The organism is Corynebacterium sp. HMSC064H12, from assembly GCF_001809925.1.
GTDB lineage: Bacteria > Actinomycetota > Actinomycetes > Mycobacteriales > Mycobacteriaceae > Corynebacterium > Corynebacterium jeikeium_D.
On record NZ_KV799342.1, the window covers coordinates 81,711 to 96,382 of the forward strand.

15 protein-coding genes are annotated in these 14,672 nt (G+C 58.0%); 9 read left to right on the forward strand and 6 right to left on the reverse strand.

Going from position 1 to position 14,672, the window contains the following annotated elements:
* From HMPREF2681_RS06260 to HMPREF2681_RS06270, 3 genes are read left to right on the forward strand one after another with little or no spacing between them, the layout of a single operon-like run.
* The gene (locus HMPREF2681_RS06260; RefSeq protein ID WP_049172669.1) at positions 1 to 693 is read left to right on the forward strand and encodes a metal-dependent transcriptional regulator; all 693 of its coding nucleotides are present in this window, start codon (positions 1 to 3) and stop codon (positions 691 to 693) included.
* Positions 660 to 1,103, forward strand: a complete 444-nt coding sequence (locus HMPREF2681_RS06265; RefSeq protein WP_141746278.1) for a hypothetical protein — start codon at positions 660 to 662, stop codon at positions 1,101 to 1,103. Before HMPREF2681_RS06260 ends, HMPREF2681_RS06265 begins: the two co-directional genes overlap by 34 nt.
* Complete coding sequence (locus HMPREF2681_RS06270; protein ID WP_049193626.1) at positions 1,100 to 1,621, forward strand: hypothetical protein; 522 nt, start codon at positions 1,100 to 1,102, stop codon at positions 1,619 to 1,621. Before HMPREF2681_RS06265 ends, HMPREF2681_RS06270 begins: the two co-directional genes overlap by 4 nt.
* A gap of 13 nt (positions 1,622 to 1,634) precedes the next feature.
* Here HMPREF2681_RS06270 and HMPREF2681_RS06275 read toward each other — a convergent pair whose 3' ends face one another.
* Positions 1,635 to 2,600, reverse strand: coding sequence for an NADP-dependent oxidoreductase (locus tag HMPREF2681_RS06275; RefSeq protein ID WP_224784254.1), 966 nt, complete (start codon positions 2,598 to 2,600; stop codon positions 1,635 to 1,637).
* A 30-nt stretch (positions 2,601 to 2,630) separates the two neighbouring features.
* Positions 2,631 to 3,317 carry a GntR family transcriptional regulator gene (locus HMPREF2681_RS06280; protein ID WP_049189356.1) on the reverse strand — a complete coding sequence of 229 codons (687 nt, stop codon included), beginning with the start codon at positions 3,315 to 3,317 and terminating at the stop codon, positions 2,631 to 2,633.
* Between the two features lie 148 nt (positions 3,318 to 3,465).
* On the opposite strand from HMPREF2681_RS06280, the gene HMPREF2681_RS06285 reads away from it, so the two are divergent.
* The 5 genes from HMPREF2681_RS06285 (at position 3,466) to HMPREF2681_RS06305 (ending at position 7,727) form a co-directional block, all read left to right on the forward strand.
* A complete protein-coding gene (locus HMPREF2681_RS06285) occupies positions 3,466 to 4,677 on the forward strand; it encodes an NRAMP family divalent metal transporter (protein WP_049193630.1) in 1,212 nt (403 codons plus the stop codon).
* A 93-nt stretch (positions 4,678 to 4,770) separates the two neighbouring features.
* Complete coding sequence (locus HMPREF2681_RS06290) at positions 4,771 to 5,544, forward strand: LamB/YcsF family protein (RefSeq protein WP_049193632.1); 774 nt, start codon at positions 4,771 to 4,773, stop codon at positions 5,542 to 5,544.
* A gap of 71 nt (positions 5,545 to 5,615) precedes the next feature.
* Positions 5,616 to 6,269: a 5-oxoprolinase subunit B family protein gene (locus HMPREF2681_RS06295; RefSeq protein WP_049172678.1), complete on the forward strand. Its 654-nt coding sequence runs from the start codon at positions 5,616 to 5,618 to the stop codon at positions 6,267 to 6,269.
* An 18-nt stretch (positions 6,270 to 6,287) separates the two neighbouring features.
* The gene (locus tag HMPREF2681_RS06300; protein WP_049172680.1) at positions 6,288 to 7,172 is read left to right on the forward strand and encodes a 5-oxoprolinase subunit C family protein; all 885 of its coding nucleotides are present in this window, start codon (positions 6,288 to 6,290) and stop codon (positions 7,170 to 7,172) included.
* An 87-nt stretch (positions 7,173 to 7,259) separates the two neighbouring features.
* Entirely contained in the window at positions 7,260 to 7,727 is a 468-nt protein-coding gene (locus HMPREF2681_RS06305; protein WP_049193633.1) for a GNAT family N-acetyltransferase, read from the forward strand.
* Positions 7,728 to 7,776: 49 nt separating this feature from the next.
* Here HMPREF2681_RS06305 and HMPREF2681_RS11040 read toward each other — a convergent pair whose 3' ends face one another.
* Together HMPREF2681_RS11040 and HMPREF2681_RS11045 are read right to left on the reverse strand one after the other, a co-directional pair.
* Positions 7,777 to 9,252, reverse strand: a complete 1,476-nt coding sequence (locus tag HMPREF2681_RS11040; RefSeq protein ID WP_070546438.1) for an NAD(P)(+) transhydrogenase (Re/Si-specific) subunit beta — start codon at positions 9,250 to 9,252, stop codon at positions 7,777 to 7,779.
* A gap of 6 nt (positions 9,253 to 9,258) precedes the next feature.
* A complete protein-coding gene (locus HMPREF2681_RS11045) occupies positions 9,259 to 10,848 on the reverse strand; it encodes a Re/Si-specific NAD(P)(+) transhydrogenase subunit alpha (protein WP_070546440.1) in 1,590 nt (529 codons plus the stop codon).
* Positions 10,849 to 11,237: 389 nt separating this feature from the next.
* On the opposite strand from HMPREF2681_RS11045, the gene HMPREF2681_RS06320 reads away from it, so the two are divergent.
* The gene (locus tag HMPREF2681_RS06320) at positions 11,238 to 12,440 is read left to right on the forward strand and encodes an alpha/beta hydrolase (protein WP_070439467.1); all 1,203 of its coding nucleotides are present in this window, start codon (positions 11,238 to 11,240) and stop codon (positions 12,438 to 12,440) included.
* A 6-nt stretch (positions 12,441 to 12,446) separates the two neighbouring features.
* Here HMPREF2681_RS06320 and HMPREF2681_RS06325 read toward each other — a convergent pair whose 3' ends face one another.
* Together HMPREF2681_RS06325 and HMPREF2681_RS06330 are read right to left on the reverse strand one after the other, a co-directional pair.
* A complete protein-coding gene (locus HMPREF2681_RS06325) occupies positions 12,447 to 12,992 on the reverse strand; it encodes a TetR/AcrR family transcriptional regulator (RefSeq protein WP_070439472.1) in 546 nt (181 codons plus the stop codon).
* Positions 12,979 to 14,475, reverse strand: a complete 1,497-nt coding sequence (locus tag HMPREF2681_RS06330) for an MFS transporter (protein ID WP_070546442.1) — start codon at positions 14,473 to 14,475, stop codon at positions 12,979 to 12,981. Before HMPREF2681_RS06330 ends, HMPREF2681_RS06325 begins: the two co-directional genes overlap by 14 nt.
* Positions 14,476 to 14,672 lie beyond the last annotated feature (197 nt).

Below are 14,672 nucleotides of genomic sequence, written 5' to 3' on the forward strand. Positions count from 1 at the left end.
ATGCACGTGGAGGATTTACCAGCAAAGACCCAGGACTACCTCAAGGTCATTTGGGATTTGCACGAGCGCACCGGTGAAAAAGTGGCACTAGGCGACGTCGCTGAGCGGATGGGTGAAAAGAAGCCCACCGCCAGCGAAGCTGTGAAGAAGCTAGCTGCACGTGGACTTGTCAACCACGAGCCGTACCGGGGCATTAGCCTGTCGGACCGTGGGCGGGATATTGCGCTGATCATGGTGCGTCGCCACCGGCTTATTGAAAGCTTCTTGGTCTCGACTCTGGGATACACCTGGGATGAGGTTCACGAGGAAGCTGAAAAGCTTGAGCATGCGGTCTCGGATGATTTCATTAGTCGCATTGATGCAATGCTGGGATTCCCTGAGCGCGATCCGCATGGCGATCCAATTCCCAGCGCCAGCGGTACCATCGCCAGCGCAGTGCGCACTGACCTGACGGATATCGAAGCTGGCGCGATGGTGGTAGTCGATCGTATTAACGACTCCGATCCTGAATTGCTGCGCTATTTGGCTACATCAGGGGTAGGCCCGGGGACCGTGCTCCGAGCCGAAGCCGCACCATATGCAGGTATGCATGTCTTCGCCATCATCGATGAGGTGGGCGATAACGAGCCAAAGAAAATTCATGTGGCAGACTCGGCACTATGGGCAATCAAGGCGACTCCAACAACCAACTGACGAGAGCCGCAGCGCGCTCTTACTATAAGGTGTCGCGGAATCTCACTGGGCCGACGAAAGTGCCACCCGCACCGTCAGTGTCGTTCGACAGCGTGAAGAGTGCTCGTCGGCAGGCATATGCCAGTGTCGAGAGTGTTGATGTGCCGTTGAATGCCATCGCTATCTCACGCGCCGAGCAGCAGGAACACATGGTTGACCTCGAACGTCGATTGAATGCCTCGACCAAAGACATGCGTGCCCTGGTTGACTACGAAGAGCAGCGCATTGCGGTTACTAGCACTGTCAAAGAGGCAATCGTCTATACGCTGCTGGCAATACTCCTTCTGGCAGCAGCCATTGGACTTGGCTACGCCAGCCACCTGGGGGCCGATGCGATTTTGAATGCTGCGGCGGAGGTGACGCCGCGATGAGTAAACGCTCAGGCTCCGACAACGGGTGCGCGACGGTCATTGTCGTATTTTTCTTCTTCGGCCTGATTGTTCAGCTCTTCGGTGTCACGCTGTGGATTCTGCAATATGCATTGCCAGTTGCGGGCTTGGTGCTTGCGATTCTCATTGCATACCAGGCGTGGGTCGGTGTGCGCCGCAGCGCTGAGGCGCACGAGCTCGCCGAGCGTAATCACGCTGAGCTGCAACAGATTGCCATGGACACCGAGTACCAGCTCACCGCAATCCTCTCTGCCTGGGACAACGTGAACACCACAATGGGTGTCGGCACCATCTACAAAGATGTATTTGCCTCCGGTGAGGCTACGCCGGAGCTCATCGAGCTACGCGGTGAGCTCTCTCGTGCTCGGAAGCTAAACAACCGACTGCGCGAGCAGCGTGAAACTATGACCAACCGGGAGCTGGTGGAAGCCATCTCTGATGCCGACGCGCTGTGGTGCTCGCTGACGAAGACGTATCAGAACGCTCGTCGCGAGCTGTAGTAACGCACCTGGTTTACTCGACGGTCATCACAATCTTGCCGTCAGCGTGCCCGTCTTCCAATACTCGGTGGACCTCCGCGACCTCGGTGAGATTCTTAGTCAGTCCGATAGGAAGTGAAATCTCACCGGCAACCACGCGGTCGGCCAGGTCGGCGTAAATAGTCGTGTCATTCGAAATAGCCGGAATGTGCGCCTCAATGCCACGTTCCTTCGCCGGTGCCAGATCGGCCAGTGAAGGTAGCGCCACGATCCGACCATCCGATGGCAACACATCCAGCGAGGGCAGGAAGGTGTCGAAGTACACGCCATCGAGCACAACATCTACGCCCTCGGGGAACCGTCGACGCACAACCTCGAATACATCTTCCGCTGTGTAATCAAGATGCTGCGCGCCAAAGCCCACTAGTTTTTCATGATGGCGTGACGACGCACTGGCCAACACAGTTGCGCCACGGGCAACTGCCAGCTGCGTCATCAGCTGGCCAACGCCGCCGCCGGCACCATGAATGAGTACGGTGTCACCGCTTTTTACCTTCGCTAGCTGATCGACAGCCACGGTCGCCGTGATTCCCACTAGGGCAAGGCCCGCAGCGGTTACGTCGTCAAGCGAATCGGGTGTTCGAACCACACCGTCGGCGGGGAAGACGTTGTGCGTTGCGTAGGTGCCGCGGAAGTCATCGAAGCCGCGCATGCCGAAGACTCGGTCGCCGGGGTGGAAGTTGTCCACACCTTCGCCGACGGCAACGACTTCGCCAGCGGCTTCGCGTCCGAGGACGGCGGGAGGGGTGAACTTTGCGCACAGACCGGAAGAGCCATCGCGCATCTTGTAATCCAGCGGATTCGCGCCGATGGCTGTGGTTTTGACCAGGATTTCGCCGGGACCGGGCTGAGCATGATCGATAAGTGTCCTGGTGAAAATGTCAGCGGGGCCGAACTCCGGAATGGTCATTGCGTATGCGTTGCCTGAATTTGCTGCCATGTCCATCACTTTAGTCCTAGCAGCTAATTATCAACGGTCGGCAAGCGGGAGGGCAGCGGTGACGGCACTGAACGACTCATTGAGGTAGGCGCTGAGGAGGTCGGCGGCGTGGTTTGGGGTGTCCTCGATGAGAACTTTGGCGATACTGATGTGGCGATCGGCGTATCGGGCATGGAGTTCGATGCTTTGGGGGTAGGAGAGGAAGCAAAGACGGAGTTGGGCCTGAATTGATTCGGCGGTGGCTAACAGGTCGGGGGACCCGGAAGCTCTGACGATGGCGAGGTGAAAGGCATTATTCCGTTCGGGAAGGTTCAATGATGACTGTGAACCACAAATAGAAAGAATCTCTTCGCCGAGGAGCTTTGCCTGGCTCTTGCTTAGCGATCGCAGTGTTCCGCATTCGACGACATGGCGAAAGGCATACAGTTCGCGGATGCGTTGTTTGTCGAAGGAAGCGATAAACACGCCGTGATGAGGGATGTGAGTAAGTAGCCCCTCAGATTCCAGCTTGCGGTAGACCTGTCGGATGGTGTTGCGACTGACCTGCAGTCGCGCAGCAAGTTGGGTTTCACGGAGCTGCTCGCCACTGTAGTGCTTTCCGGCGAGAATCTCTCGGCGCAGGACAGTTGCGGTGACATCCGCTACTGAAACGTCTTGTTGTTTTTCCCCAGAGGACGTGTGGGGCTGATCGTCGAGGATGCTTCCGGGGGTAGTCATGTAATACAGACTACTAAAGCACTTTTGTGTGGCGGCCATCACCAATTAACATACGAGACATTGTTCAACAATCTCTGTGCAGGCGATCTTCAACGTGGGAATCCTTCAACGTGGGAATCGTCAGACTTGTAGGGAAAGGCCTTACGCTATGGACGCTTCAACATCTGCCCATAAGGCGCGGCGAACGGCACTCCTCGGCGCCGTATTCCTGATGGCGACCAGTGCTATCGGGCCGGGCTTCCTCACCCAGACCGCAACCTTTACGGCCAAGCTTGGCGCGGCTTTCGCCTTTGCCATTGTGATCTCGGTGCTTCTTGATATCGCGATTCAGCTCAACGTGTGGCGAGTGATTGCTGTCTCTGGACGCCGCGCGCAGGAGCTCGGCAACGCCGTGCTTCCGGGGCTGGGCTGGTTAATGTCAATTCTCATTGTCATCGGTGGTGTGGTCTTCAATATTGGCAACGTCGGCGGTGCTGGACTTGGTGCGAACGCGATGTTGGGCGTGGACGCAAAGATTGGCGGCATTGTTACTGCAATCCTCGCCATTGGCTTCTTCCTCTCCCGTCGGGCGGGTATGGCGCTGGACAAGGCACTCGTTGTGCTCGGTGTCGTGATGATTCTGGTCACTGGAATTGTGGCGTTCAGTTCTAACCCGCCAGTAGGGGAAGCACTGAAGAACACGGTCATGCCCGACACGATTGACTTGTTGGCAATCATCACGCTCGTCGGTGGCACTGTTGGCGGGTACATTACTTACGCTGGCGCTCACCGCATGCTTGATGCTGGCGCCGGCGGTGTAGAGAACCTCGCACAGACCACTCGCTCATCTGTTACGAGCATCATCGTCACAGCCATCATGCGTTTCCTCCTTTTCCTAGCTGTCTTGGGAGTGGTTGCGGGTGGCGTGGTCCTCAATACGGATGGAAACCCCGCTGCAGAGGCATTCCAAGCTGCGGCAGGAGATTGGGGTATGCGCTTCTTTGGCGTTGTCCTGTGGGCTGCGGGAATCTCGTCGATTGTGGGTGCCAGCTACACCTCAGCAACATTTCTGACTCGTTCCTCGGGTGCTGGAGCCAAGACTCAAAACACGATCACCATTGTCCTAATTGCAATCTCCACGCTGCTCTTCGGTGTCATCGGTACGGCTCCAGCGACGCTGTTGGTTTTCGCCGGAGCCTTCAATGGTTTGGTTCTTCCAATTGGCGTTACTGTGCTGATTTACATCGCGCTGTTCCGTGCGGATCTCATGAATGGTTACAAGTACCCGAAGTGGTTGGCGGCTATCGGAATCTTGGGTGTCGCAGTCGCCTGGTTCTTGGCGTGGCGCTCATTCGGCGGTGTGTTTGAAATGCTCGGCTAATCCCCCCCCCGGTTTCTCGCACAGCTCAGATGAGAACCAACATAACAACGGTACAAAGACCAGCATTATTACTTGGAAGGAGCGGTGACGTTTATGGGCGCCACTATCGATCTCAACTCTGACCTTGGGGAAGCGTTCGGCTCGTGGAAGATGGGTGATGATATCGCTCTGCTGAACATTGCGACCAGTGCCAATATTGCCTGCGGGTATCACGCGGGTGACGCTAGCGTCATGATGGAGACCTGTGAGGCAGCTGCCGTGCGCGGAATTCGCATCGGCGCGCACGTCGCCTACCGCGATCTCGCCGGATTCGGACGACGACGCATGGATTACTCACATCGAGAATTGCGAGCCGAAACCGTCTACCAGATTGGTGCACTTTCGGCATGTGCACGGGCGGTGGGTACCGAAGTTTCCTACGTCAAGCCCCACGGTGCCCTCTACAACCGCATCGCAGTGGATGAAAATCAGGCCGCTGCAGTGGTGGAGGCGCTCCTGCTCGCTCGCTCCACCTGCGGAGATGAGCTTGCCATTATGGCGCAGCCGGGGTCGGTCATCGAACGGCTCAGCCTCGACGCGGACCTCCCTGTGATTAGGGAAGCTTTTGCAGATCGCGCTTACAACTCCGATGGAACTCTGGTGTCCCGAGTACTCGAGGGGTCGGTCATTGTAGAACCCGATGCCGTCGTCAAACGCGTCATTGCAATGGCTAGCGGGGAACCAATCGTCGCCTACGACGGTTCACCGTTGACCGTGCAGGCTGACTCTATTTGTTTGCACGGAGACACCCCTGGTGCGGTCGAACTCTCCCGTATGATTCGCCAAGGGCTCGTCGACGCCGGAGTCACCGTCGCTGCCCACGTATAGCGCGGACTCGCACACCGGTCTTATCAACCGCAGTTTTTCAACCCCGCAAGAAAGAAAGGATCAGCACCGCCATGGCCGAGATTCGCCCTATGGGAACAAATGCGCTGCTTATCGACTATTCATCATCGGCCAATCCGTTGGCGAAGGTACTTCGTGCACACTCTGCTGCGGCCGAGATCGAGGGACTCGTTGACAGGGTACCTGCAGCCCAAACGCTCCTTCTTCGCTTTCGCGGACCGGCTCGTCGTTACCTCGGCGCAGTAGAAACCGCGCTGCGGGGCAACAATGCGCAGAGGCAGACCGTCGACAAGCGAAAAACAATGACGATTCCCGTTCACTATGACGGCGCGGACCTTGAGTCCTTGGCACAAAGCCTTGGGATGAGCCCCCAAGCGTTAATTGATTGGCACTGCGAACGCCCTTGGACGGCCGCGTTCGGTGGATTCGCGCCGGGCTTTTATTACATGGTGCGCGGGAGCGGTCAGGGGTGGCCAGAGCCGCTTGATATTCCCCGCCTTACGACGCCGCGCACTCGAGTTCCCAAGGGCTCCGTCGGACTTGCGGGCCAATTCGCAGGTGTATATCCCATCGATTCGCCCGGTGGCTGGCAGCTCTTGGGACATACAGATGTGGAGATGTGGGACTTGAATCGGCCTAATCCGGCGCTGCTTGAGCCCGGGGTTGAGGTGCAATTTGAAGCGACTTCTACGGTGAGTGCGGCGTAGAAAAAGGGGGCGGAAGAGATGAAGAATTCTATCGAGATTATTCGACCCGGCATATTGACGACGATTCAGGATTTGGGCCGTGCAGGGCAAGGCAGCCTGGGCGTGAGTACTTCCGGTGCGTTCGACCACGAGTCCGCGGCAGCTGCTAACCGGATGGTTGTCAACGAAGAAAGCCTGGCGGTGCTTGAGTGCGTCGTCGGCGGGTTGGAGTTCCAAGTAGCGGAGGGAGCAATCATATCCTTCGCAGGAGCCCACGGTGAGGTGACTGTCGAGCAGGATGGCAAGGTCATCAAGACCTCGATGAATAGTCGAATTGTGGTCGGGGCGAAGGCAATTGTGCGGCTTGGTACCTTCGATGCAGGTCTTCGCGGGTACGTCGCGATTCGAGGGGGCATCGATGTCGCGGAAGTGCTGGGCTCGCGGTCATACGATACGCTCGGCAAGCTCGGCCCAGCGCCTTTGCAGGCCGGTCAGGTCTTGCAGGTCGGCGACCCGGAGTATTCGACGGGGTCGTCAATCGCAATTTATCCCGCGCCTCATTGGTCGAGCGAGGCTGCGCGCTTAGATGTTGTTCCTGGCCCTCGGGCGGACTGGTTTACGCGGGAAAGCGTCAGTGATTTCTTTCACGAGACATGGACCGTGACGCAAGAGGCCAACCGCGTCGGACTTCGGCTGAATGGGACTACTCTTGAGCGCCAGGTCACCCATGAGTTGGCAAGCGAGGGAATGGTTCCCGGTGCGATACAAGTGCCCGCATCGGGGCAGCCGATTATTTTCGGTCCTGATCATCCGGCGACGGGTGGATATCCGGTCATTGGTGTGTTGACGGAGCCGTCATTGTCGAGGGCCGGGCAATTGGTGCCCGGCGCGAAGGTACAATTCCGCCGGGTGCGGGCGGTATAGGTCTGCGGCTTCATTCTGCGCGATGGTGCGCCACTACGTTTGCCAGCTATGAGCGTCACACCGTTCTTCGCAGTAAAATCAGCCACCATGATTGAACACGCCTCCTTTTCTCAACTCAGCGCGACGGATGTTTATGCCATCTCGGCACTGCGCACCGATGTGTTCTATCTTGAGCAGTCCTGTACAGAGCCGGAAATGGATTGGCGCGACCTGGAAGATACCGCAGAGCACTATTTCATCCGCGACGACAATGACTCCCGCAAGATTATTGCGTACTTGCGTGTAATTGACACGCTCGATGAGTTCTCGACGAGCTACCCGCGCACCATCGGCCGAGTTGTCGTCGATGCTGCGAGCCGGGGTAGGGGGTTGTCCTCGAAACTGCTGCAGCAGGTCATCGCTGACCACCCAGATACGGGGCTGATTCTGCATGCCCAGACGCAGGCGAAGGCTGTGTACGCAAAAGCCGGCTTCCATGAGATCGGGGAGACCTTCATAGAAGCCGGCATTGAGCACATCACGATGGTTCGTGATGCAGCCCGTGGCGAAGCCTAGGAATTAATCGCCTAGGCTCCGATTTGTACGGCGTTGCTTGCCTGAAGTTTTAAGCGTTGACCTTCGAACTCGCCAGGATGCGGTTCAGAGAGTCGACGCTGGCCTTCGCATCGCCGATAAGCATGTCGGTGTTTTCGTTGAAGAACAACGGGTTCTGCACGCCCGAGTAACCCGAACCCATCGAACGCTTGAGAACAATCACGCGCTCAGATTCCCACACCTTCAGCACCGGCATACCCGCAATCGGGGAGCCCGGCTGCTCTGCCATCGGGTTGACGGTGTCATTTGCACCGATGACCAGGGTGACATCCACATCAGCGAAGTCATCGTTGACCTCGTCCAGCTCCAGCACGATGTCGTAGGGAACCTTGGCCTCAGCCAGCAGCACGTTCATGTGACCCGGCAGGCGGCCAGCGACTGGGTGGATACCGAAGACCACTTCCTTGCCGGCCTCACGCAGGTTACGGACTAGGTCAGCAACAGCGTACTGAGCCTGTGCCACAGCCATACCGTAGCCCGGAGCGATGAGGATCTTGTCTGCGTCACGCAGAATCTCGGAGGTGTCCTCGTGGCTGACCTCGGTGTGGGAGCCTTCCACGGCGCTTCCCGACGAAGCCTCGGAGCCAAAGCCACCCAGAATAACGTTGGCAAAGGAGCGGTTCATGGCCTCACACATGATGTACGACAGGTAGGCGCCGGAGGAACCAACCAGCGCACCAGTGATGATGAGCAGCGGGTTGCCAAGCATGAGACCGGTGAAAGCGGCGGCCCAACCGGAATACGAGTTCATGATGGACACGACAACCGGCATGTCGCCGCCACCGATGGCGATGACCAAGTGCCAGCCCAAAAACAGGCCCAAAGCAGTCACTGCAACCATGCATGCCCATGCGATGGCGCCGCCCTCGGTGCCGGTTGCGATGAAGACAGCCAGGAGAACCAGAGTGACCACCAGAATGGCAATGTTCAGAGCGTTGCGGCCCGGCAGCAGAAGCGGCGAGCCCTTGATCTTCTCAGACAGCTTCAGGCCAGCGACGATGGAGCCAGTGAAGGTCACAGCGCCGATGAAGACGCCAATGTAGACCTCACCGAAGTGGAACTTCAGGGCATCGGGGGCTACATCTTCGGCGAAGATGTAGGAGTTGAAGCCGATGAAGATAGCGCCGAGTCCGACCAGACCATTGAACAGTGCAATCAGCTGCGGCATGCCAGTCATGGCAACGCGGCGTGCGCGACTGATACTGATGACACCACCGATGCCGATAGCGACAACGATGAGAATCAGGGTAATCAGCGGCGAGAAGTGAGTATCCGGCTTGGTGTCTGCGGTCACGAGTGCCTGGAAGATGGCAATGACGACGGCTACAGCCATACCGGCGATACCGAAGGAGTTACCGCGGCGAGCGGTCTCCGGCTTGGACAGGCCCGAGAGGGCAGCGAGGAACAGGACGGCGGCGACAATGTAGCCGACGTTGGACAGGCGGTAGGTCCAGTCCAGAAGCGAAGCAGTATCAATGCTAGCCATTAGACTTTATGCCTCCTCTTTCACAAACATGCCAAGCATGCGGTCGGTGACGGCGAAACCGCCGAAGATATTGATGGAGCTAACCACGATGGCCGCGAACGCGAGACCGGAAACCAGCAGGTTGGAGCTTCCCACCTGGAGAATCGCACCCACCAGAACAATGCCGGAAATCGCGTTGGTCTCAGACATCAGCGGTGTGTGTAGGCGCGGCGTGACCGCGGAGATTACGTAGAAGCCAAGCACGATAGCCAAGGTGAGAACCATGAAGTTGGCGCTCACGCTGTGCGGTGCGCTGAGCATAACCACAATTGCCAGCAGTGCCGTCAGGCCCAGAGCAATCTTCGAGCCCAGGCCAGATCCCATGAAGGAAACCTTCTCCGGCGCATTCTCTTCTAATGCGGCCTGGTGAGCCTGCTGCTCCTGCAGTGGGGCAGCAGGGGTGACAGCGACCTTGATTGGCGGTGGTGGCCAGAGAATCTCAGCTCCGGCAGCGCCGGCGCCATTCTGTGGGCGAGCCTTTGTCACCGTGATGCCACGGATAATCTCGTCCTCGAGATTGAGAACTGGAGAGCCATCCTTTTCCGGCGTGATCAGCTTGAACAGGTTGAAAATGTTCTGTCCGTACAGCGACGATGCCTGCGCGGGCAGACGTCCTGCAAGGTCGGTGTAACCGATGATGGTCACACCGTTGTCAGTGACAATGGTCTTGCCTGGAACGGTCATCTCGCAGTTGCCGCCACCGGCGGCAGCCATGTCGACGATGACGCTGCCTGGCTTCATAGCTGCAACATCGGCAGCAGTCAGCAGCAGTGGAGAGCGACGGCCAGGGATATTCGCGGTGGTAATGACAATGTCAGCCTGCGCGGACTGCTCGGAGTAGAGCTTCGCGGCAGCGGCAGCCTGATCATTGGTCATTTCCTTGGCGTAGCCATCTTCGGACTTCTCGGTGGCGGCCGGAATCGGGATGAACTCTGCACCCATCGATTCGACCTGTTCACCGGCTTCAGGGCGCAGGTCTGTTGCCTTAACAACCGCGCCCATAGAGTTGGCCGTACCGATCGCCGCAAGTCCGCCGACACCAGCGCCGATGACGTAAACGGTAGCTGGCGGCATCTTGCCTGCGGCAGTCACCTGACCAGTGAAAAGGCGACCATATGCAGAAGCCGCTTCGACTACTGCGCGGTAGCCGCCGATGTTGGCCATCGACGACAGTACGTCCATCGACTGTGCCCTGGAAATGCGGGGAACTGCATCCATAGCAAGGGCGGTGATGTTGCGTTGCGCGAGCTCTTCGACCAGTTCTTCGTTTCGGCCTGGCGCAAGTCGGCTGATCAGCATGGCACCGTCGTTAAGCAGTGCACGGAACTGCTCCGGCGGAGTGTCGAGCGTTACGACGATATCGCTGTGCCAGACAGACTCGTCGACAATGGTGGCACCGGCGGATTCGTAGTCCGCGTCGGTGAACTTAGCAGCCAGGCCGGCGTCAGCCTGCACGGCGACCTCGTAGCCAAGCTTGACGAGTTTGCCGACGGTCTCCGGGGTCGCAGCCACAATTGTTTGCTGGGGATCGGGTTCTAAAGGGATGCCGATTCTCATTGTGGGAGTTCTTTTCTGTTCGGGGGTTTTATTAAGGGCCATGCACACTCGGTTGTCGGTTAACAGTGAGTGTGGGCGTGGCCACTTTCTCCTTGGTGTCAATAAGGTATGCGCTGGTGGGGAGGCAGCGGAGGCGTTTGTGGAAAAAGGTAATAAAAATATGTGGGTAACGGTGGTGAGGTGGGTTTTTCTGAGTTTGCGCACTCTTAGAAAGGGGGTAGGAAATGGGGGTAATAGTGCTAATTGTGGGCGAGAGTGAACATTTGTAGCGCCCTGAATGATTGTTTGAGGGGTGAAGTATGGGGGAGGATGATTCTGTCTTTACGTACGTCTTTACGCATTAGGTAGATTCGTATTCCAAGGCTTTTGGCAAGAGTTAAGGAAAAACGATGATTGGTTCACTAAGTGCCGCCGGAAAGGCCGTGTCGGCATCCCGCCGAGGGCAGGGGCGTACGTTCTCGAAGGTGGCTGCTCTCTCGCTCGCAGCTGGTGTAGTTCTCGGCGGACAGGTGCCAGCGCAGGCGGCACCGCGCATTGGTCAGCTGCCGGATATCACTGCACGCGAAAGCACTATTGACTACCAGAACTCGGAAACCGTGGACAAAATTGGCGGTGGTCTGGTGGATGTCATGGGTGGCGTGAACCGTGTCATTTCCGGTGGCGAAAGTGGCCATATCACCGAGCCGTTCGCCCCAGAGGCGGGGCAGCTGCGCAAGGAGTTCGGAGCGATGGGCTCCCATCCAGTTGCCGCAACCCGCGAAGCAATGCCATGTGATGGTGTCGTCTACACCATCTATAACCGCGTACTGCGGGACCTCCACGGTCTCCACGGCACCACCGGCTGCTATGACGTACTGCCTGAATCGGCCAACGCCTCCCCAGTTGGCGCGCAGCTTATCTACCCGGCGGATATTGACTCGATGGAGTCTGCGCCACTGATGGTTCTCAGCCCTGGCATTGGTACTGAGCCGGGTATGTACGACGCGCAAGCGCGACTCTATGCAAGCCACGGATACGTCGTGGCTCTTGGCTACAACTTCACCAACTGGTTCGCGCCACAGATGGTGCTGGCAGCTTCAGTTGCCGCAGCGGCCAATGGGGATGAGTCCACACCACTTGCAGGCAAGATCGATTTCTCCCGCACGATGTTGGTCGGGCACTCTGCGGGTGGTGGCTCCGCAATCTTCCTGAACAACAGGATGGATAAAGCCTTCCAGGCTGCGGGTATCGATATGGTCACCCGTGGTCTGGTCGCCATCACCCCAGGGCCTTCCGACGCTGGACTAATCTCCACACCGCCGGAGATTCCAAGCCTGGTGGCCATTGCGGAGCACGAGGACATCGTTCCTTTTGATGCGGATCGACGTGGCTACCGCGACGCTGAAGGGCCCGCCTGGGAAGCGGTAGTCACCGGTTCCTACCACGGTACCTACCTGGATGATCCGTCCAAGAATGTGCTTGGCTCGCTGGTGCTGTCTTTTAGTGAGTATGTGCTCGGCGGAACGAGTCGAGCAAAGGCCGTCTATGAGGGTGCTAACTACGGCCTGGCTACTGACTCCGAGCTCAAGGACGTTCAGCGCAAGGGCGTTTAGAGCTGGCTACTCCATCGACTCTGGAATCAGCTTTGCCGCGGCCTCGGCGATTGCCTTACGCTGTGCTTTCGTGAGCTGATTGCCGTTGAGGTAGTCGTTGGCCCAGAGTCCATCGGAAATCATTTGGACAACGTAGGCCATGCAGGCTTCCTCATCGGTGGCAATCTGTTCTACCGGCGGATTCCACCGGCGCAAAAGGCGCGTCCAGATCTCGCGCAGCTCCGGGTCGGCGGCAGAGTCGATGGACATGAGTAGCTCGGCCCTCGTTGCTGTATCCAGCGAGACCTGGAGGTTTGCGCGTAGGCGGTTGGCGGGGGATACCTCCTCTGCGGGCCCACCCGCGGCTTCGATAAGCTCCTCTTCCCATAACTGCGCCATGTGCTCATGGACGCTGCGAATCATGTCTTCGCGGGAGGGGAAGTGGTAAATCAACCCTGATTTACTCATTCCGCATTGAGTTGCGACATTTTCGTAGGTGACCTCGGAAAAGCCATTTGTCTCGATAATCTCAACGATTGTGTCGAGAATGGCAGTGCGCTTACTCGTGCGCATATTCAGTCTCCTTCGGGTTGCCGCGGAATGCCACCGCAGTCGCAATCGCTGCAATGACAGCAACGACAGCCAGGATAATCAAAATGGCCAGGTAGGAACTGTCGAGGCCGGCGCGGGCGCCGTCGTTAAGCGCTGGCGTGTGAAGTGCATCGGTGAGTGAGATGCTGGCGTCGACAGGCGTGAACAAGGCGTAGAACATGGGTAGGAGGCTGCCTGTGATTGCGACGGTGATCAGTGTGCCAAATTCGTAGGACACGGATTCCATCGCCGCCGCCATACCGGCCTTTGACCTCGGGGCTGAGCCGATAATCGCGGTCGACGACACCGACATCACAGAACCTGCGCCCGCGCCGAGCAGTATCAATCCTGCGATCATGAGCGGGAAATTGCCCGAGGAAACACCGTAGTACATGCCTGCCAGGCCGATGGCGTTGAGGAGGAATCCGCCGGTGATGAGTGTGCGGAAACCCACTCGATGCAGCACCATGCCGCCGATGACACCAACTGGCAAGGACGCCAGTGCCGCGGTGGCAACTAGCAAGCCCGCGTCGAGTGGTGTGTATCCGACGGAAATCTGGAAGCGCTGCGTCGTCATCAATTCGGCGCCTGCCAGGACAAACATGGCAAGCGCGGCTGCCAGCACGCCACCGGAAAACATCCGCGAACGGAAGACGGAGAAGTCGATGAGGGGTTCAGTGAGACGTGCCTGACGACGCTGAAACAGTACCGCGCCCACTAGCCCGCAGGCGATAGCTGCGACGATGACGGTGGAGGAGCGATGACCAGCGAGTTCCTTAATGAGCGAAACCAGGCCCAGCATGGACAGCATCGCGTAGAGGCTGGTGAGGAAATCCCAGCGCTTGGCTGGGTTGGGCTGATTCGGCGGAGCAAAAATCAGCGTGCCAATGATTGCGAAAATTACTACAGGGATGTTGATAAGGAAGATTGAGCCCCACCAGAAGTGCTCCAATAGGAAACCGCCAACGACGGGGCCAGCGGCGGCACCCAGTGTTGCCGTGGCAGACCAAATGCCAATAGCTGTGGCAAGTTCACGAGGGTGGCGGAAGGTCTCACGTAGCAGTGCGAGGGTCGCCGGCATCATGGTCGCGGCGCCCAGTCCTAGACAGCCGCGGGCGATGACCAGCGCCCAGGCGTGCGGCGCAAAGGCCGCGGCCAGGGATGAGAAGCCAAAAATTGTCAGGCCCACAAGAAACATCTTGCGGTGACCGATGCGGTCGCCCAGGGTGCCTGTGCCGAGGAGGAGTGCGGAGATTACCAGTGGGTAGGCGTTGATGATCCACAGGCCCTCTAACTCGGTTGTGTGGAGCTGCTCGCGCAGAACCGGCAGAGCAGTGTAGAGCACCGAGTTATCTATGCCGATGAGTAGTAGGCCGGCGCTGATGATAGCGAGGAAGATCCACCTGTGGGTGACTGAAGTGGGCGGATTAGCCCTCGTGGAAGCGGCGTGGTCGGTACCTGTCATTCCAGTAACTGTAACGAACGTTCGGTTTAGTTACAACTTCTGAAGAGTGCCGATTTAGGTCTAAAACTTCAAGAAAAGTAAGCCAATCCCGCCCAAGGAGCCGGTGAAAAAGTGTCTAAGTTGCAGGCGTTGTTGAGGTGCGAATTCACGGACGCCGTTCGATCCGTTACCGTGATGGTGCCCCCTCACGGGGCGCG